This is a genomic window from Streptomyces sp. NPDC060209 (assembly GCF_042728155.1).
Classification (GTDB): domain Bacteria; phylum Actinomycetota; class Actinomycetes; order Streptomycetales; family Streptomycetaceae; genus Streptomyces.
This window is the reverse complement of the sequence record NZ_JBHWZS010000168.1, coordinates 1-18,168: the sequence shown is the minus strand read 5'-3', so window position 1 is coordinate 18,168 and position 18,168 is coordinate 1. Positions and strand designations below refer to the sequence as shown.

Below are 18,168 nucleotides of genomic sequence, written 5' to 3'. Positions count from 1 at the left end.
GCGGCGTACGAACCCCGTACGCCGCACCCCGTCGGCGCGTCGAACCCCTGGCGCGCCACCTCTCGAGGAGGACCTCTCGATGGCAGCAGTGCGCAACACCAGGAACCGGATCGCCGCAGCGATCGCGGCCGCGACGACTGTGGCACTGGCAGTCGGCGCGGGTGCGGCCTTACCCGCTCAGGCGGCCGAGCCCGAGGGCAGAGTCCTGCACGCCGGGGCAGCCGAGGCGGTGCCCGGAAGCTACATCGTCACGCTCAAGCAGACCTCCGGGTTCAAGGCGTCCGCCGACCGGGGCAAGCGGTTGATAGCCGACCACGGCGGCACGATCAAGCGCACCTACACGTCGGCGCTGAACGGCTACGCCGCCACGCTCAGCAGCACCGAGGCCAAGAGGCTCGCCGCCGACCCGGCGGTCGCCTCGGTCGAGCAGGACCAGAAGGTCCACTCGACCGCCACCCAGAGCAACGCACCCTGGGGTCTCGACCGGATCGACCAGACGAACCTCCCGCTGAGCGGTACGTACACCTACCCGGACACGGGCGGCAGTGGCGCGACGGTGTACGTCCTCGACACCGGAGTACGCATCACCCACCAGGAGATCGCCGGCCGGGCTTCGTACGGCTACGACTTCGTCGACAACGACAGCACCGCCCAGGACGGTGCGGGACACGGCACGCACGTCGCCACGACCGTCGCGGGAACCACCTACGGTGTGGCGAAGAAGGCGAAGATCGTCGCGGTGCGGGTCCTCGGCAACGACGGCTCCGGTACCACCGCGGGCGTCATCGCCGGTGTCGACTGGATCACCGCCAACCACGTCGCCTCCTCCGTCGCCAACGTCTCGCTCGGCGGCGGGGCCAGCACGACACTGGACAACGCGGTGCGCCGGTCGATCGAGTCCGGAGTCACCTACTCCATCGCGGCCGGCAATTCGGGAGCTCTGGCCTCCGCCTACTCACCGGCCCGGGTGACCACCGCCATCACGGTGGGTGCCACGACCAGGACCGACGCGAGGGCCAGTTACTCGAACTACGGCCCCGCCGTGGACATCTTCGCGCCGGGCTCCGACATCACGGCCGGCTGGAACACCTCGAACAGCGCGACCTACACCGGCAGCGGAACCTCCTTCGCCGCCCCGCACGTCTCAGGCGCCGCGGCGGTCTACCTGACGAGCCACCCCGGCGCCGCTCCGGCGACCGTGGCCTCGGCACTCGTGAACGGTGCGACGTCCAACGTCCTCACCGGGGTCGGAACCGGCTCCCCGAACAAGCTCCTCAAGCTCGTCCCGTAACAACAGGACGGCCGGGGACACGTACGGGGCGATCCCTCGTACGGGTCCCCGGCCCACGTCGTCCCGGACCGGTGCTCGCGAAGGTCCGGGACGGAGGAAGACCTTCCGTCACCGCGGCGGGTGGAGCCTGCGGAAGTACGTCCAGCTGGTCTCGTTCGGCTCGCTCCACTTCTCCGGGGCATGGGCGAACTCCGGATGGCGGTCGGCGATGTAGGCGCGGGTCCGCTCGGGGACCTCGGCGTACGAGCCGAGCTTGCGGCCCCGGCAGTGGAAGGTGAGGCCACCTGGCCTCTGACCGCGGGCCATGAACGGAAGCCACGGGGACATGCGGGTCCACGACATGGTGGCCGGGACGCTGGGAGCCGGTCCTGCCAGGTCGGCGCGGTCGGCGAAGAACTGGAAGAGCTCCAGGGCCTTGTACGTGTCGCCCGCCGAATGGACGGGATACCGGGCGACCGGCAGCGGCGAGGGGTAGGCGAGCGGGATCTCCAGGCTGAAGCAGACCTGTCCGCCCAGCTCGGTCGTCGGCACGGGGAAGGGGCGCCACTTCTGGTTCGCCGGGTCGTTCCAGACGTGCACCACCGGCAGGTCCTGCCAGGTCTCCAGGATCTCGCGGGTGACGGGGTCCAGGTAGAAAGCGGCCTCGCGGGTGAGCAGTTGGTAGGCGTCCGGCCCGGCTTCGGCGTCCTGGACCAGGCGGGCGACGTTGAGCCCTTCGAAGCCGAAGACGCGCTGGTAGGGCTCGTCCGGGGCCCAGGAGTACACATCTCCGGACCACCAGTACGTGACCTCCTCGCCGTCGAGCGAGGCGCGGGTGCGGGCGAGGGAGCGGAGCAACTCCGCGGGTGTCGTCATACGGACCACTCTGCGCGGCCGCCGCAGCCCAGGAAAGTACCCCTCTTCGCAACCGGTCGCGTTCGCCTTCTCAGCCCGAGCCGCGTCGTCGTGCGCCCGCCGGGGATTACGGGACAGCCCTGAGACGCTGCCCAGTGGCAAGAGTCGTTCGCGGGCCTGATGGGCCTGACCGCAGGCCGGTTCGGGCCTGAATGTCACAACGACCCCTTCCCTGCGGCGTCCAGCACCTGACGAACCGGGTGGCGGCGCCCTGGGTGAAGAGAAGGCGGCCCCGCGAAGACGGCCGTCGGGCCAGGCGTGAAGGGCCCGACCGGAGAGGCGACCGCCGTGGCTCGCTCGAGCGCGTCGCCGGTCTGACGTTCGCCCCCGGACGCTCGCATTTCACATGGCGCCGACGGGTCCCGAAAACCCCGCCGATGTGGTGAGTCGCCTTTTTGGCCTCACCGTATTTCCCCGCAGGGCTGCGCTTCGCGGGCGATGCGAGAGCATTTGTCTGCTCTCCTGCCGGAGGGAATTACTCGAAAGGGTGATTTCGCTGCCGCGGGCGCGGAGCGTGTGGAAAGGGGCTGACTGTTCGTTTTCCGTGATATAGTCCTAATGGATTTGCACGACGCCACGAAAAAAGGGGAATGGCGTGAATACCGAGAAGGTTACGGCTCGACGTCTTACGGCCGGAGAGGTCTCTGAACTGGGCCTCCAGGACAGTATTTTCGTCTCGGCAGAGATGGATGACCTTCCTCTCGACTGCTACGCCCCGGCTTTCCTCGCGGAGCCGGGTAAGAATTTCGAGGGAGGGTCCTTCGTCGCGAGGACGATCTTCGGCAGGGAAATTCATGTTCTCCCGGACAATGCCGAGGAGCGCGGGATCTGGGTCGCCGACAAGGCGGGGGAAGAGATTGAGGTTCTCCAGAGTGCCGGCGTCCTCCTGAACCTTGCCCTTTTCGTTCCGGGCGGGGGCAAGGAATCCCTGGAGTCCCTCTACTCCGCCGCGCGGGACGCATTCGGCGCGGGGATCGTTCAGCGCTGGAGCGAGGAAGCCGTCGCGGTGCCGGACGTCAAGGTGGACCTGTTCGAGGAGCCGGCCCGGGGACGGAAGAACACGAACAGCCAGAACCGCGACCGCCGTGCCCTGGACATCTACCCGACCCGAGTGCGGTTCCTGGAGCCCAGCGACGGCTGGAGGTTCGTTGTCGAACCCCACAAGGAGATCGTCGATGACACACCGACGATCTGACCTGATGGCAGGTTGAGTTTCGAACTTCACGAGAGCCCGTCAGCTTGCTGACGGGCTCTTCTTCGTCTGTCGGGGCTTCGTAAGTCGGGGCGCGTGGGGAGCCCGGTGGCCCGATCACCCCTGGGTGAGCTGCAGCCCGTCGGCGCCGTCGGAGCGCGACTGGTGTCCGCGGTGCAGCCTTTCCCTCCCGACGACAGCCGCACGTCCTCCGGTCGACCGGTCGGGCAGTCTCCGTCGAGCTCGGCGACCCGGGCGCCGTCGCGCCCCTCATCTGTCGCGGAACTCCTGCGTTTGTCGCCGGCCCCCTGCGGGTTCGTCCGCGGTCGGTAACAGAGGCCCCTTGTAGGGGCGTTCGTATGACTTCATGGGGGCACGGCATCGGCGGAAGCAGCAAAGGGGCGGGCAGACATGGCAAGGCACAAGGGAAGGGGATGGCACGGCAGGCTTCTCGCGGCGGGGCTCGCGGTGACGGCGGTGGCCGCTGCCACCTCGGTGTGGACCGCGCAGGCCGACCCCGGGCAGCAGCCGCAAGCGGACGCCCGGTCCCAGGACCGGCCTGTGGCCAAGGTGGCGGCGGACATCGCGCACGCCTCGGACCGCGGCGAACGGGGTGTCAACATCACCATCGACGACGGTCCGGACCCGGTCTGGACGCCGCAGGTGCTGCAGCTGCTGAAGGACAACGGTGTGAAGGCTGTGTTCTGCATGGTGGGCACGCAGGCCCAGGCGCACCCGGACCTGGTGAAGGATGTCGTCGCGGCCGGGCACCGGCTGTGCGACCACACGATCTCGCACGACACCGCCATGGACACCAAGTCCGAGGCATACCAGTCCGAGCAGATCCTGGATGCCGAACGCATGATCACGGAGGCGTCCGGAGGCGTCCGGCCGCAGTACTACCGGGCCCCGGGCGGTGCTTTCACCCCGTACAGCCGGCAGCTCGCCGCTTCCCGGGGGATGCGGCCGTTGGGCTGGAACGTCGATTCCAAGGACTTCGAGCGTCCCGGCGTGGACACCATGGTCGCCACCGTCAAGAGTGAGGTCGCCAACGGGCCGACCATCCTCTTCCACGACGCGGGAGGGGACCGCTCCCAGACCTTGGCCGCCATGCGCGAGGTGCTGCCCTGGCTGAAGCAACAGGGCTACTCATTCGGCTTCCCCGTACGGTAGTTGACTCCGGCCCGCACAGGGCATACAGACCTGCGCATCTCCGGAACCGCCGGTGTCTGCCGTTGGTGCCGGTCGTCGATGTCAGCGGGATCCGGGTTCTCTCGCAGTACGGATCCTCACCCACGTCGAACCCGGTCGCCGAACTCCCCCACGGCGATCACGAGCACAGCAGTCGCAGCACACCCTGGGAGGCTGGTCGGCTGATCCAGAACCGTGCCCAGGAGCCAGAAGCCTGCAGTGACCAGTGCTCACCACGCGATCCACCGGCGGAGCACGGTCAACCAGCGAGTTCTCTGTCCACGACTTCACGATACGTCCTGCACCTCCCGGCTCAAGGCCGCCCAGAGCCGGCTGTTGGCGGGGGACAGGCCTCTTGGCGGTCCCCCTTCGACCCCACGGGCGAGCCGCCCTCCTGTGTTGTGAGTGAGCCGAGTGGCACCGTGCGGCGTGACAGGAGAGGCATGCGACCACCAGATGAAGCGCGCGGCGGCCGGGGTGCGGACGAGCACGAATTCGACGCCTTCTACTCTGCGAGCGTCGGCCGCCTCATCGGCCAGTTGTATGCGATGACAGGCGACCTCGCAGAGGCACAGGACGTGGTCCAAGAGGCCTTCGTCCGGGCTTGGGAACGCCGGGCCGAGCTGGACTTGAACGGCGCCCCCGAGGCGTGGGTGCGCACGGTGGCCTGGCGGCTGGCGGTAAGCCGGTGGCGGCGGGTGCGCACCGCGCTCGCCTTCGCCCGACGGCAGGGCCCGTCGGCCACGGCCCCGCCACCGGAACCGCACCACGTGCTGCTGGTTCAGGCTCTGCGGCAGATTCCCGAGGCTCAACGACGGGCCGTCGTACTCCACCACTTGTGTGACCTGACGGTCGAGCAGGTGGCGGCCGAGGCCGACTGCCCCGTCGGTACGGTCAAGGCACATCTGAGCCGGGGGCGGGCGGCGCTGGCACGGCTGCTGGCCGACACCGAGCTGAATCCGAGGACGACCCGCCTGTCGGAGGCGCGTAATGACTGACGGAACCGGGCTGGAGGATCACCTGGTCGACCTTGCCGAGTCAGGTCGGCGGCACGCGGCGCCGCTTGCAGCAGAGCGGATCCGGGCGCGTGGTGAGCAGCGGCTGCGCCGCAGGCGGGCCGCTCTGGGGTCCGGCGGCGCGCTGCTGGCCGTGGCCGTGGCCGTGGGCGGTCTGTCGCTGACCCGGGCCTCCTGGGGCCCCGAGCCGCCCACCGTCATCCCGGCGCCGACCGCTGCGCAGTTCGTGCCGCCGACGCCCGTTCCGGGTGAGGAGTACGCAGGCGAGCTGGGCTATGTGTACGGCGCGGTGGCGAAGGGGGACACGGTGCAGGTCACCGTCGAGCAGCTCAGTACCGTCCGGGGGACCCCCGCGCCCGTTGGGGTGGTGCACACGCTGACCCTGCCGCGGGGGACGCCGGTCGAAGCGCGGAAGCTGTCCGGCGGGGACCCCGCGGACGTGCAACTGGGGGAACTGGTCGGCCGACTGGCCGCTGGGCCGCGGTGGGTGTTCGCGATCGACTACGACAGCGAGGGCCGAGTGCACTCGCTGCGGGAGGCGTACTGGCTCGCCGAGTGAATCCGCATGGGAGCTCCGGGGCGGGCCGCGAAAAAGGAATCGGATCGGGGTGCAACCCGAGGGGTGGGGTGGCGCGTAGAGACCACGTATCCGGAACACATTTGATCCTTGGGGGACTTGACCATGCGCGTCTCACACCGCCGGACCACCGTGCGCTGCCTCACCGCTCTCGCCGTCAGCCTTGTGGCCCTGACAGGGTGCAGCTCTGAGAGCGAGGGGCAGGCGTCCGCCACCGCACCGGTGGCATCGACGACGTCTTCCGCGACCTCCGACGAGTCGGTACCGACCACCGCGCCGGGCGGCGGTGCGGACCCGGACGGCACGTCGTCGTCGGCCGGTGCGGCCCCCTGGGCCGGCACCAAGCAGTTCGTGCAGATCGACGACGCCCGGACCGGCGACGGACGTACGTACCTGTCGGTGCGGCCCGCCCAGAAGAAGGCCCACGCCCAATTCGAGGCATGGGTGATCGTCCCGGGCGAGGGGCCCTACACCGAGGTGCGCATGGCCGAGGACGCCAAGGTGCTGCTGTCGGTCCCGCTCGGCGACGGGAAGCATGCCTCGTCGTACTCCCAGGCCGAATTCGTCAGCCGGCTGACGGCCCAGTCGTCCTCGGCCCGCTCGCTCCTCGGGTACGACCTGAGTTTCGACGGAGAGGGCCGGGTCACCCGGCTGCAGTCGCTGTACACGTCCTGACGCAGGCCAGAACCTCGTCCGGTACACCGTTTCCGGGATGCCCGCGAGGCAGGATCGCACTCGTCGCAGCGTGATGACGATCGCGTCGAAGCCGCCCGGTCAGCGGGTTCAGCGCTCCGTGGCCACGCCAGGCGGCGACTGTGCGGCTGAGGTCGACGGGACGCCGTCCCGGAGAGATCCGGGACGGGGTTCCGGAATCGGCGTCGGGGCTTGACGATTTGCCCCGCGAGCCGGGAACGATCCAGTTACTGATGAGGCGGTCCGTCCCACGCGGCCAGTGGTCGGGGAGCACGTCCCCGAGGGGTTCCACATGACGACGGCCGGATCCTCCCGGTCGGCAACGGCGACCGGGACCTTTGGACCGTGGACCGCCAATCGTTCCCGGCGGACGCCGCATGGGCTGAGGACGATGGTGCGCCCGCCTTGCTCGCGGTGGAGGCGGACAGAGGCGACGATGCGTTGGTCCAGGCGGTACGCGCCGCGGTACGGCTCGATCTCGCGGCACACCCTCCCCCGCCAGGGCCTCCACGCCCGGACGCGCGGACATCCCTCCCGGACGATGAACCATGGTCGCGGACCACCGGCGCGGCCAAGCTTGCGGCATGACACAGACGGACGCGACACGTACGGACACGATGAGCACCGGGAACACCGTGCTGGTGATCGGCGGCACAGGCAAGACCGGCCGTAGGACGGTGGCACGGCTCCGCGAGCTGGGCGTGGAGACCCGAGCGGCCTCACGGTCCGGGGAAACACCCTTCGACTGGGCGGACCGGACGACCTGGCAGGCGGCCCTCGACGAGGTCGACGCCGTCTACATCGTCCCGCTGGACACCTCACCCTCCCCGACGCCCGCCTTCGTCGAGCAGGCCGTCGCGAGCGGGGTGCGACGGCTGGTGCTGCTTTCGGCCCGGGGTGTGGACGTGCCCGGTTACTTCGGCTCCTCCTACGAGGGCGGCGGCCCGCATACGGAGGGCGAGGCGGCCGTCCGGTCATCCGGCGCCGCCTGGACGATCCTGCGTCCCGGCTGGTTCGCCCAGAACTTCAGCGAGGGCGTCTTCCTCGACGGCGTACGTGCCGGCGAACTGGCCCTGCCCACCGGCGGCGGGGCCGCCGCGTTCGTCGACGCCGACGACATCGCGGCGGGGGCCGCCGCGGCCCTGACCGAGGACGGCCACGACGGCGAGGTGTACGAACTCTCCGGCCCCCGGGCACTCGGCATCGCCGACGTACTCGACGAGATCGCGAAGGTGACCGGCGCGCGCGCCGCCTACGTCCCGGTGGAGGAGTCCGCCTTCCGGGCCGGGCTGGTGGCACAGGGACTGCCCGAGGAGGAGGCCGCGCTCTGGACCGATGCGATGAAGCCGATCCGCACGAGCCAGGAGGCCCCGGTCACGGACGGCGTGCGGAGAGCACTCGGCCGCCCACCGCGCGACATCGCCGACTTCGTCCGTGACGCGTCGGCGGCGGGGGCCTGGGACTGAGGGGGAGCCGGGGCAACTGGTGGGAAGGCGCCGGAGGGCTCCGGCGTCGCCCTGCCCCGGTACGCTGCCGGGGCGCACCGGCCCCTTTCTCCGCCGGTGCGGCCCGATTCGCATGACTGATGCGGCCAGGTCCCGGCTCCGGCGGCATCAGCCCGCCGGTACGGCGCGGTCCGGCACGTGGGTGGTGGCGGCCTCCTGCCGGTACGTGCTCGGGCTCTCGCCCCGGAGCCGTTTGAACGCCGCGCTGAAGCCGAACGCATCCGCGTAGCCGACCCGCCGGGCCACCGCCGCCACCGTCAGTTCCGGGCGGGTCAGCAGATCGGCGGCGACCGTCATCCGCCACTCGGTGAGATACGCCACCGGCCCGTTCCCTACCAGTTCCGTGAACCGCTTCGCCAAGGTCGTCCTCGACACTCCCGCCCGGCTTGCCAGCTCCGCCGTCGTCCATGGGTGCGCCGGATCCTCGTGGATCGCGCGCAGGGCGGGCCCCGCCACCTCGTCGCCGAGTGCGCCGTACCACCCGGGCGGTTCGGCCTCCGGACGGTCGAACCAGTCCCGCAGCGTGCACACCAGCAGCCAGTCCAGAAGCCGGTCGAGCACGGTCTGGTGTCCGGGCCGGCCGCCGCCGATCTGCGCCTCCAGGTAGTCCCGCATCGGCGAGCAGTCCTGCTCGTCGGGTACCACCAGGACCGGCGGCAGAGCACGGAGGAGCCGTTGCGGCACCTGCTCCCGTACGTCATATGCGGCAGCCAACAGCACGGTGGAGCAGCTGAGTTCGAGGTCCCGGTCCGCGGGGTCAGGCGCGCCCTCGCCCCAGCGCACCTCCCGTACGCCCCCCGTCTGCTCCGTCGCCGTACCGTTCGCCGGGTCGTCGGTGAAGCAGAACGGTGCGGGCCCCCGGACGATCGCGGACTCGCCGAGCGCCACGTGCCGCGCTTCCCCGGTCTCCGGCACGATCCATCCGGCGCCACGTAGCGGTACGCACAGGGTCAGGTACGCGCCGTCGGTGAACCGCAGCGACCACGGCGGCCACAGCACCGAACGACCGAACACCGCACCCTTGCCCCGCACGCCCCGCAACAGCTCGTCGAACACGTCCATGGCGCCAACGATAGGCAGGACCACGGGTGTGCCGGACGATTACCTATGCACGACGGACGGACGGCCATGGGGCCCGCCCGATGGCACCGGGGCGCACCGCGGCACTCGCCGAAGCGATGCCCGCGCGCCGTACCTGTCGCAAGTGCCACACGGATGCCGGGTACTGAATCCCGACTTCGCTCGGCTGGCACCGCCTGCGCCTACACCTCCGGAACAGCGCGTTGCCTGGCGTCCGCACGCTCAGCCCGGTTGCGCGAGCGTAGGCGTTTGCCCAACACCAGCAGTGACCAGCCTGCGAACCACGCCATGCCTGCCGCTTGGCCCCGTCCCAGCGAGGTGCTCCAGGATGCGGCGGTCAGCGCGTATGAGGCAACGATCACCGGCCCCGCCACGCAGTGCGACAGGGCAAACCTCTCCAGCCATATGCCGCCGCCGCTCTGCGCCATGATTCCCCGCCCAACGTTGGTGATCCCCAAAAGCAGGGCCCGGACGCCTGCCACCCAGCGCCGTCCGGACCCCGTCCAACCTCAGTTGTCCGGGAAGGACATTTAGTGAATCACGACGAACGAAAGCGAACTGTGCAACCGACTCGAAGCCGACATGAACATCTCCACCACACCTGACTCGGGCGGGAAGGCAGTCGACCTCGACAAGGCGCGGTCCGCCCGGACCGGACAACGAAGAAGCCTCCGGCCATTGGCCTGAGGCCTTTTCATGGACAGGGACGGGGCAAGCTCCTACCCCCGGCTACGGCGTGCGGGTGAAGGACCGCCTGTAGGAGCGGGGCGGCACTCCCCGGCGCCGTACGAACTGGGAGCGCAGGACGGCCGCGCTACCGAAGCCGACCAGGCGGGCGATCTCCTCGACACGGAGGTCCGTGGTCTCCAGGAGTTCCTCGGCGCGGCTGAGCCGCAGGCCGAGCAGCCAGGCGTGCGGGGTGCTGCCGGTCGAAGCGGCGAAGCGGCGTGCGAAGGAGCGTCTGCTCATCAGGGATCGGCGGGCCAACTCCGCCACGGAAAGCGGCTCGTGGAGGTTCTCACGGGCCCAGGTGAGTGCGTCCGCGAGGCGATCGTCGTGACAGTCCTCGGGGGCCGGGGTGGCCAGGTATTGGGCTTGTCCCCCGTCGCGGTGGGACGGCAGGACCAGGTCGCGGGCGATGGCGTTGGCCGTGGCGGCGCCGTACTCCCGCCGCAGGAGGTGCAGGCACAGGTCGAAGCCGGCAGCGGCTCCCGCGCCTGTGATGATCCGGCCTTCGTCGATGTACAGGGCGTCGGGTTCGACGGTGACGTCCGGGTGGCGGTCGGCCAGAAGGCCGGTGAACCGCCAGTGGGTGGTGGCGCGCCGCCCGTCGAGCAGGCCGGCCGCAGCGAGCGCGAAAGCGCCGACACAGTGTCCCGCGACCAGCGCGCCGCGCTCATGTGCCGAGGTCAGCGCATCGAGTACGGCGGGTCCTGGTGGTGTGCGGAAGTCCGCCCAGGGCAGAGCGATCACCAGGTCGGCCGCGGCCAGCCGGTCCAGGCCGTGCTCGACCACGATGGGGAGCCCGACATCACTGCGGATCCGTCCGGGCCGGTCGGTGCACAGACCGAAGTCGAAGCGGGGCAGGTCCTGGCCGCGTGAGTCGAACACCTCGGAGACGATGCCGGCTCCGAGCATCCCGACGCCGGGCGGGGCGTAGGCGGCGACGGTCACGAAGGGCGGCATGCGGGGAGTGTGGCACGATTCCTGCGATCAGTGGCAGAGCGGCCACTCGTGTAGGAGGGCTCCGCACCGAAGACTTGGGGCCATGACAGACGCACCGCTCGGCCGCAGCTCCATGTACAAGATCCTCACCACCGGCTACACCCTCTCCACCGGCCCCGGGGTGGCCGCCACGGTCTCCTACATCAGTGACGGGGAGCGCCGCGTGATCGTCGACCCGGGCATGGTGGCCGGCCGCGAGCGGATCCTCGGCCCGCTCGCGGAGTCGGGGATCGGCCCCGATGACATCACCGATGTGGTGCTCAGCCACCACCATCCGGACAACACCATGAACGTCGGCCTCTTCGGCCGGGCCCGCGTCCACGACCACAAGGCGATCTACCTGAACGACCAGTGGACCGACCGCGACGCCGAGGGTTACGAACTGACCTCCTCGCTCAGGCTGATCCGCACGCCGGGACACAGCCGCGAGGACATCACCCTGCTGGCAGGCACGGACTCGGGTGTCGTGGCCTTCGTGGGGGACCTGTGGTGGCGCCCCAACGGCCCGGTGGACGACCCGGTGGCCCCGGACCACGAGATGCTGCTGGCATCCAGGCTCCGAGTACTTGCCGCCGCGGACCTGATAGTGCCCGGCCACGGCCCCGCGTTCCCGGCCGACGACACCGCGCCGCGCTAGCGGCCCCTTACGAACGCGAAGGCAGCGGCGGTGCGCGCGAACAGCGCGGAAGCCGTCAGGGGCCCGGGCAACGAAGAATTGAGTTCGAGCTCGACGAGGCGCTCCTGAGCGTGCCCATGTTCCAGGCGGAATGGGCCCGTGCGCAGAGGTTCAGCCGGCAGCGGCGTCCTGGTGGGAGAGCGAAAGGCCCCGGTCATTGACCAGGGCCTTCTTCGAAGAGCGGGTGACGAGAATCGAACTCGCGCTCCGAGCCCGCCCTACCGCCAGGTTGTGGCACGGTTGGCCGTGGGGCGCCGGATGCCGCGAGCACCCTCATCTGGCTGGACACGCGATCGACGAGACGCCCCCAGGGGGCGCTGGGTGACTGCGCCGACGGACGCCATGGTGTGGGGCGCGATGTCGACGGTGCCGGTCCGGTTCGTCAGACGATGACGGGGACGGCCTCGGCGCGGTTGGTGGCCCAGTTGGTGACGATGGGCTTGTCGACGGTGGCGGTGTCGGGGAGCTTGAGTTCGGCGGGGTCGGGATCGTCGTTGGTGGTGGCGATGATGACGTTCTCGAATTCCTTGCCGGCATCGCTGTTGGTGGTCTTGGGGCTGATACCGGTGTATGCGACGTCCGAGCCGGTGAGCTTGATGGGGTCCGCGCCGCCCTGTCCGACGGGGGAGGCGACACCGTCGACGCCGGAGCCGAAGGACACGCTGGGGGTGTTGACGTCCAGGTAGCAGGTGATACCGGACTTGGCCTTGGCGGTGACGAGGTAGTAGCCGCCGGCCTGGGACTCCGAGGTGACCGTGAAGTCCAGGTCGTTGGTGCCGCAGGACTGTCCGTAGCCGCTCTTCTCGCCGCCGCCGGAGTCGGCGGTCTTGTCATCGGAGTCGCCGGAGTCGCCGGAGTCGGAGGAGCCGCTGTTGGAACCGGAGCCGTTGGAACCGGACCCGCTGGCGGAGGGGCTGTCGCCGGAGGAGGTGCTGCCGCTCTTGCCGCTGACGGCGGAGGGAGCCGAGGAGCTGCTGGTGTCCTCGACGTCGTCGGGGCTACAGGCGGTGGAGGTGGCGGCGAGGGCCGTCACCGCCGCGGCGGCGAGGACGAGACGAGTGGAACGGGCGGCGAGGCGCGAGCGCATCATGATCTCCAGCAGCTTTCGGGGGTTGCGGTGCTTCCTGCTTGCACTGATGACACTAGGACCGAGTCGATCCTGAAATGATTCGGGACATGTCCGGGTTCTGTCTCAGCAACATCGGTTCCAAGAAGCGGGGTTGGATTTCACCAACCCCAGCAAGGGCCGAGTCCGGACGTCTACGGCTGGCCTTCCACGTGGTCGATGACGGATGGCCTCTGCGCCGGGCAGCGGAGTGGTTCCAGGTCTCACCGACCGCAGCCCAGCGGTGGGCCGGGCGTTACCGTCAACTCGGCGAGGCGGGGATGGCCGACCGCACCGGCAGCCCCCACCATGGGGCAGGGGCGGGAGATGTGCCGTGACCGGGGTGTCCTGTGGGCGCCGCGGAGGCTGTGGCGGTCAGAAGGCGTACGGCCAAGGAGTCGCCGGTTGCGGGCGCGAGCGTTCCGGCACCGGCGAGCCGGGGACCATGCTCGATACGTCCTGTACATCCAGCTTGAGCGGTATGGCCATTTCGAGGATCATCTACCCAGTGTGTTGACCACAACACCGAAGGTGAGTGGGTGCTCCGGGGCTTCCCGCACGGACTCAACACAGGCCCTAGCAGCCGGTGCACGCCGGGCTGGCCCGCGCCGAGCGGGGCCGGCCCGTTCTCGGTACGCTGGAAAGGAATCTCCGCGCCGGGTCGGCCCTCCCTCAAGCAGTTCACGAGCGTTCTCGTGAGGGAGAACAATTCCCATGGATCTCAACACCATCACCGAAGTCGTCCGCCTCCCGGCCGACCGGCCGGGCGTGGACTGGCGCGAAGGAGACGCCTGGCTCGCAGGCGGCACCTGGCTGTTCTCCGCCGAACAGCCGAGCCTGCGACGCCTGGTGGACCTGACTTCGCTGCCCTGGGAGCCTCTCGTCCCGAGCGACGCCGGCCTGGAAATCGGTGCCACGTGCACCATTCGCGACCTGTACGACTTCGCGCCGCCGAACGACTGGGTCGCCGCCGGCCTCAACCGGGCGGCATGCGAGGCGTTCCTGTCCTCGTTCAAGGTCTGGAACGCGGCGACCGTCGGCGGAAATATCTGCATGTCCCTGCCCGCCGGCCCGATGGTCACGCTGACGGTCGCGCTGGAGGCCCGGTACGAGCTGTGGGCCCGCGACGGGTCCGTGCGCACCGTCGACGCGCTCGATTTCGTGACCGGGAACAACCGCAACGTCCTCGCGCCCGGGGAGATCCTGCGCCGCATCGACATTCCGGCGCATGCCCTGCGCAAACGCGCCGCGCACCGCCGATTCACGCTGACCCACCTCGGCCGCTCGACCGTGTTCCTCATCGGTACGCACACTCCTCGAACGAGCAATCTGCTGCTCACCGTCACCGCCGGCACCACGCGGCCGATACGGTTCGCCTTCGACTCCATGCCCGATGCTCACACCCTGCGGCAGAGCATCGACGCCATCCCCGCCGATGTCTGGTTCGCCGACCCCAACGGGACCCCCGATCACCGTCGCCACCTGACACAGCACTTCGCCGAGGAAATCCGCGGCGAACTCATCGCCGGGGGCCCGGCATGACCTACCGAGTGAACGGACGGAGCTTCGACGAAGAACCGGCCCCCGGCCAGTGCCTGCGCACCTTCCTGCGCGCACTCGGTCACTTCGGAGTCAAGAAGGGGTGCGACGCGGGCGACTGCGGCGCGTGCACGGTGTGGCTGGACGGCACTGCGGTGCACAGCTGCATCACCCCCGCCTTCCGGGCGGACGGCCGTGAGGTGACCACGATCGAGGGTCTCGGCACACCCGGCGACCTGCATCCGGTGCAGCGGCAATTCCGCGATGCCCCGGGGTTCCAATGCGGGTTCTGCACTGCCGGGATGATCATGACCTCGGCGAAGTTCACCGACGCCCAGAAGGCGGACCTGCCACGGGCGTTGAAGGGCAATCTGTGTCGTTGCACCGGCTACCGGTCGATCGAGGACGCCGTGAAGGGCAAGGCCGCCGTGCAGACGGCCGCGCCGGGCAAGGCCGTCGGAGCGAGCGTCGGCGCGCCGGCGGCCGAGGACGTGGTGACCGGTCGGGCCGAGTTCACGATGGACACCCGCATGGAGGGCATGCTGCACCTCAAAGTGCTGCACTCGCCCCACGCGCACGCCCGGATCCTCTCGATCGACAAGACCGCCGCGCTCGAGGTCCCCGGTGTGCACCGCGTCTACACCTGGCAGGACGTGCCGCGCAAACGCTTCACCACGGCGATCCACACCGACCACCTGGTCGATCCTGACGACACCTACATCCTCGACGACACGGTCCGCTTCGTCGGCCAGCGCGTCGCCGTCGTCCTCGCCGACACGGTCGGGGCGGCGGAGGAGGGCTGCCGGAAGCTGGCCGTCGAGTACGAGGTCCTGCCGGCGGTCTTCGACCCCGAGGAGACCATGGCCGAGGGGGCGCCCCGACTGCACGGCTCGGAGGACCCGTTCGTCCGGGATTCCGTCCACAACCTGCTCCTGGAGACCCACTCGCACATCGGCGATGTCGACGCGGGCTTCGCCGCGGCCGACGTGATCCACGAGGGCACGTACGTCTCACCGCGCGTGCAGCACGCGCACCTGGAGACCCACGGCTCGATCGCCTGGATGGAGGACGGCCGGCTTAACGTCCGTACGAGTTCGCAGTCCCCGTCGATCGCGAAGGTCAAACTGGCTTACCTGTTCGCGCTGCGCCCGGACCAGCTCCGCGTGTTCTGCAAGCGCGTAGGCGGCGGTTTCGGCGGCAAGCAGGAGGTCATCTCGGAGGACCTGGTCGCGCTCGCGACCCTGGACACCGGGCGGCCCGTCTGCCTCGAGTACACGCGCGAGGAGGAGTTCACCACGGCCTCGCCCCGGCACCCGATGAAGCTGACGGTCAAGCTCGGAGCGAAGGCCGACGGCACGCTCACGGCCTTCCAGGTCCGCAACGTTTCCAACACGGGCGCCTACGGCAACCACGGCGGCGAGACGCTGTACGCGGGCGGCGCCGCCGTCATGATCTACCGCTGCCCCAACAAGAAGTACGACGCCTTCGCCGTCTACACGAACACCGTTCCCAGCGGCGCGCTGCGCGGCTACGGCATGACCCAGCCGGCCTTCGCCGTGGAGTGCGCGATGGACGAGCTGGCCCTCGCTCTGCACATGGATCCGCTCGCACTGCGCCGCCGCAACATCGTGCGCCCCGGCGATGCGCTCGTCGCGATGCACGACGGCCCCGACGACGTGATGTTCAACGAGGACGGGCTCGCCAAGTGCATCGACCTCGTGGCCGGAGCCCTGGCCCGTACGGCCGATCAGCCCTCCCCCGGCCCCGGGTGGCTCGTCGGGGTCGGCGTCGCCAGCTCCCTGCACGAGACCGCGCCCCCGACCGACCACATCTCCGAGGCCTGGATCACGCTCGGCGACGACCTCGTGTACGAACTGGCCGTCGGCACCGTCGAATTCGGGGAGGGAACATCGACCGCGCACGTTCAGATCGCGGCCAACCAGCTGGGTACGACCCCGTCGCGGATCCGTCTGGTGCAGTCCGACACCGACCGCACGGGATTCGACACCGGCGCCTTCGCGAGCGCGGGCCTCTTCGTGGCGGGCAACGCGGTGCTCAAGGCGGCCAACGCGGTGCGCGACCGCATCATGGAGTTCGCCGCCGCGCACACCGGCGTCCACCTCGTGATGTGCTCCATGGACGACGAGCACGTCGTCTGCGGGGACGCGCGCGTCCCGCTGGCCACGCTCGTCGCCCTGGCCCGGGCACGCGGGATCCGGTTCACCGCCGCCCGCAAGGCCTACGGCTCGCCCCGCAGCGTCACCTCCAACACCCAGGGCTTCCGCATCGCCGTCCACCGGGTGACGGGCGAGATACGCATCCTGCACAGCGTCCACGCGGCCGACGCCGGTGTGCTCATCAACCCCGAGCAGGTCCGGGGGCAGGTGGACGGCGGCGTCGCCCAGGGCATCGGATTCGCGCTCACCGAGAACTTCCAGGTCGACGCGGACGGTGCCGTGGTCAACCCGAACCTCCGCAACTACCGGCTCCCCACCTACGCCGATGTCCCCCGCACCGAGCTGCTCCTGGTGGCCTCGTCGGACTCGGTCGGGCCCATGCGGGCGAAGGGGATGGCGGAATGCTGCATCAACCCGGTGGCCCCCGCGCTGGCGAACGCGCTCACCGACGCCACGGGCGTCCGCTACCGCGAGTTGCCCCTGACCCCGGAACGGATCTACAGCCGGCTGGGTGAGAGCCAGTCGGCGCGGACGGGCCCGAGACGATGACTACCGAACGCAATGCGGACGCAGCCGCGACGGTCATCCTCAGCCGGAAGGTCCGGCCCGGCATGGAGCGGGAGTACGAGAAGTGGCAGGAGGGCGTCAACGCCGCTGCCGCCGAATACGCCGGACACCTCGGCGCCGAGGTGTCCCCGCCGACCGACCTGCAACCCGAGTGGGTCGTCGTCTACCGGTTCGACTCGGTGGCCCATCTGCAGGCGTGGATGAACGGCGCGACCCGGCAGAAACTCCTCGACGTCGGCGCGAAGTACTTCGACGGTCCCGCGACCCAGCAGGTGATCAGCGGCGGCAAGCAGCCGACGGACCCGCTCGTGACCGTCGTGGTGACCCACCGCGTCCACCCGGGCCAGGTCGACGACTTCCTCGAATGGCAGCGCCACATGACCCAGGAGGAGAGCAAGTTCGAGGGGTTCCGCGGCACGGAGATCTTCCGCCCGATCGAGGGGCTTCAGGACGAGTGGACCACCCTGTACCGCTACGACAACGCCGAGCACCTCGACGCGTGGTTGACGTCGGCGAAGCGGCAGGAGGTCCTCGCCGAAGGGAAGAAGTTCAACGACTTCAAACTGCGCGCCATCGACAACTCGTTCGGCAGCTGGTTCGCCTTCGAGGAGAACGGCAAGGAAGCGCGGCCGCCCTCGGAAACCAAGACCGCCATCGCGGTCTGGGTCGGCCTGTACCCGACGGTCGTACTGCTGACGCTCGCCCTGTCACCGCTGAAGTGGCCGCTCTGGCTCGGGCTGCTCGTGGGCAATCTGCTGTCGAGCTTCATCATGAGCTTCTTCACGATGCCCTACTACGTCAACCGGCTGCTCAAGCGGTGGCTGCGGCCCGCACCTGACGAACCGGCGGTGAGGAGCAACCTCCTCGGCCTCGGCATCGTCGCCGCGGTGACCGTGTTCTGGGCCGTCGTCTTCTACCTCGTGACGCAGCAGTTCTGGAC

At 69.7% G+C, this 18,168-nt stretch carries 15 protein-coding genes and 1 pseudogene; 12 read left to right on the top strand and 4 right to left on the bottom strand.

Translation table 11 applies throughout. The features are described from left to right. Window positions 1-79: 79 nt before the first annotated feature. Window positions 80-1,291, top strand: a complete 1,212-nt coding sequence (locus ACFWFI_RS27205; protein ID WP_387394962.1) for a S8 family peptidase — start codon at window positions 80-82, stop codon at window positions 1,289-1,291. A 108-nt stretch (window positions 1,292-1,399) separates the two neighbouring features. Here ACFWFI_RS27205 and ACFWFI_RS27200 read toward each other — a convergent pair whose 3' ends face one another. Next, entirely contained in the window at window positions 1,400-2,146 is a 747-nt protein-coding gene (locus ACFWFI_RS27200; protein ID WP_387394958.1) for a DUF1838 family protein, read from the bottom strand. A 634-nt stretch (window positions 2,147-2,780) separates the two neighbouring features. Between ACFWFI_RS27200 and ACFWFI_RS27195 the strand changes: the two genes are divergently transcribed. The 6 genes from ACFWFI_RS27195 (at window position 2,781) to ACFWFI_RS27170 (ending at window position 8,320) form a co-directional block, all read left to right on the top strand. Continuing rightward, window positions 2,781-3,380: a hypothetical protein gene (locus tag ACFWFI_RS27195; RefSeq protein WP_387394956.1), complete on the top strand. Its 600-nt coding sequence runs from the start codon at window positions 2,781-2,783 to the stop codon at window positions 3,378-3,380. A gap of 408 nt (window positions 3,381-3,788) precedes the next feature. Next, on the top strand, window positions 3,789-4,550 hold the full coding sequence (locus ACFWFI_RS27190; RefSeq protein ID WP_387394954.1) for a polysaccharide deacetylase family protein: 762 nt from the start codon (window positions 3,789-3,791) through the stop codon (window positions 4,548-4,550). Between the two features lie 461 nt (window positions 4,551-5,011). Beyond that, on the top strand, window positions 5,012-5,566 hold the full coding sequence (locus tag ACFWFI_RS27185) for a SigE family RNA polymerase sigma factor (protein WP_387394952.1): 555 nt from the start codon (window positions 5,012-5,014) through the stop codon (window positions 5,564-5,566). Continuing rightward, on the top strand, window positions 5,559-6,143 hold the full coding sequence (locus ACFWFI_RS27180; protein ID WP_387394950.1) for a hypothetical protein: 585 nt from the start codon (window positions 5,559-5,561) through the stop codon (window positions 6,141-6,143). The genes ACFWFI_RS27185 and ACFWFI_RS27180 overlap by 8 nt, the downstream gene beginning before the upstream one ends. Window positions 6,144-6,266: 123 nt before the next feature. Further along, a complete protein-coding gene (locus ACFWFI_RS27175) occupies window positions 6,267-6,836 on the top strand; it encodes a hypothetical protein (RefSeq protein WP_387394948.1) in 570 nt (189 codons plus the stop codon). 602 nt (window positions 6,837-7,438) lie between these two features. After that, on the top strand, window positions 7,439-8,320 hold the full coding sequence (locus ACFWFI_RS27170; protein ID WP_387394946.1) for an NAD(P)H-binding protein: 882 nt from the start codon (window positions 7,439-7,441) through the stop codon (window positions 8,318-8,320). 147 nt (window positions 8,321-8,467) lie between these two features. Here the strand turns inward: ACFWFI_RS27170 and ACFWFI_RS27165 are convergent, their stop codons facing one another. After that, window positions 8,468-9,421, bottom strand: a complete 954-nt coding sequence (locus tag ACFWFI_RS27165) for an AraC family transcriptional regulator (RefSeq protein WP_387394944.1) — start codon at window positions 9,419-9,421, stop codon at window positions 8,468-8,470. A 747-nt stretch (window positions 9,422-10,168) separates the two neighbouring features. Then, window positions 10,169-11,125 (bottom strand): GlxA family transcriptional regulator, encoded by a 957-nt coding sequence (locus ACFWFI_RS27160; protein ID WP_387394942.1) that lies wholly within the window; start codon window positions 11,123-11,125, stop codon window positions 10,169-10,171. Between the two features lie 82 nt (window positions 11,126-11,207). On the opposite strand from ACFWFI_RS27160, the gene ACFWFI_RS27155 reads away from it, so the two are divergent. Further along, window positions 11,208-11,801, top strand: coding sequence for an MBL fold metallo-hydrolase (locus tag ACFWFI_RS27155; protein WP_387394940.1), 594 nt, complete (start codon window positions 11,208-11,210; stop codon window positions 11,799-11,801). 421 nt (window positions 11,802-12,222) lie between these two features. Here the strand turns inward: ACFWFI_RS27155 and ACFWFI_RS27150 are convergent, their stop codons facing one another. After that, a complete protein-coding gene (locus tag ACFWFI_RS27150; RefSeq protein ID WP_387394960.1) occupies window positions 12,223-12,927 on the bottom strand; it encodes a DUF4232 domain-containing protein in 705 nt (234 codons plus the stop codon). 137 nt (window positions 12,928-13,064) lie between these two features. Between ACFWFI_RS27150 and ACFWFI_RS27145 the strand changes: the two are divergent. The 4 genes and pseudogenes from ACFWFI_RS27145 to ACFWFI_RS27130 all read left to right on the top strand — a co-directional run. Beyond that, window positions 13,065-13,256 (top strand): annotated as a pseudogene (locus tag ACFWFI_RS27145) (helix-turn-helix domain-containing protein); the annotation flags it as partial. A 403-nt stretch (window positions 13,257-13,659) separates the two neighbouring features. Beyond that, a complete protein-coding gene (locus tag ACFWFI_RS27140; protein ID WP_387394938.1) occupies window positions 13,660-14,487 on the top strand; it encodes an FAD binding domain-containing protein in 828 nt (275 codons plus the stop codon). Beyond that, window positions 14,484-17,210 carry a molybdopterin-dependent oxidoreductase gene (locus ACFWFI_RS27135; protein ID WP_387394936.1) on the top strand — a complete coding sequence of 909 codons (2,727 nt, stop codon included), beginning with the start codon at window positions 14,484-14,486 and terminating at the stop codon, window positions 17,208-17,210. Before ACFWFI_RS27140 ends, ACFWFI_RS27135 begins: the two co-directional genes overlap by 4 nt. Beyond that, the coding region (locus tag ACFWFI_RS27130) for an antibiotic biosynthesis monooxygenase (protein ID WP_387394934.1) at window positions 17,207-18,168 on the top strand (962 nt) is incomplete at its 3' end. The genes ACFWFI_RS27135 and ACFWFI_RS27130, both read left to right, overlap by 4 nt.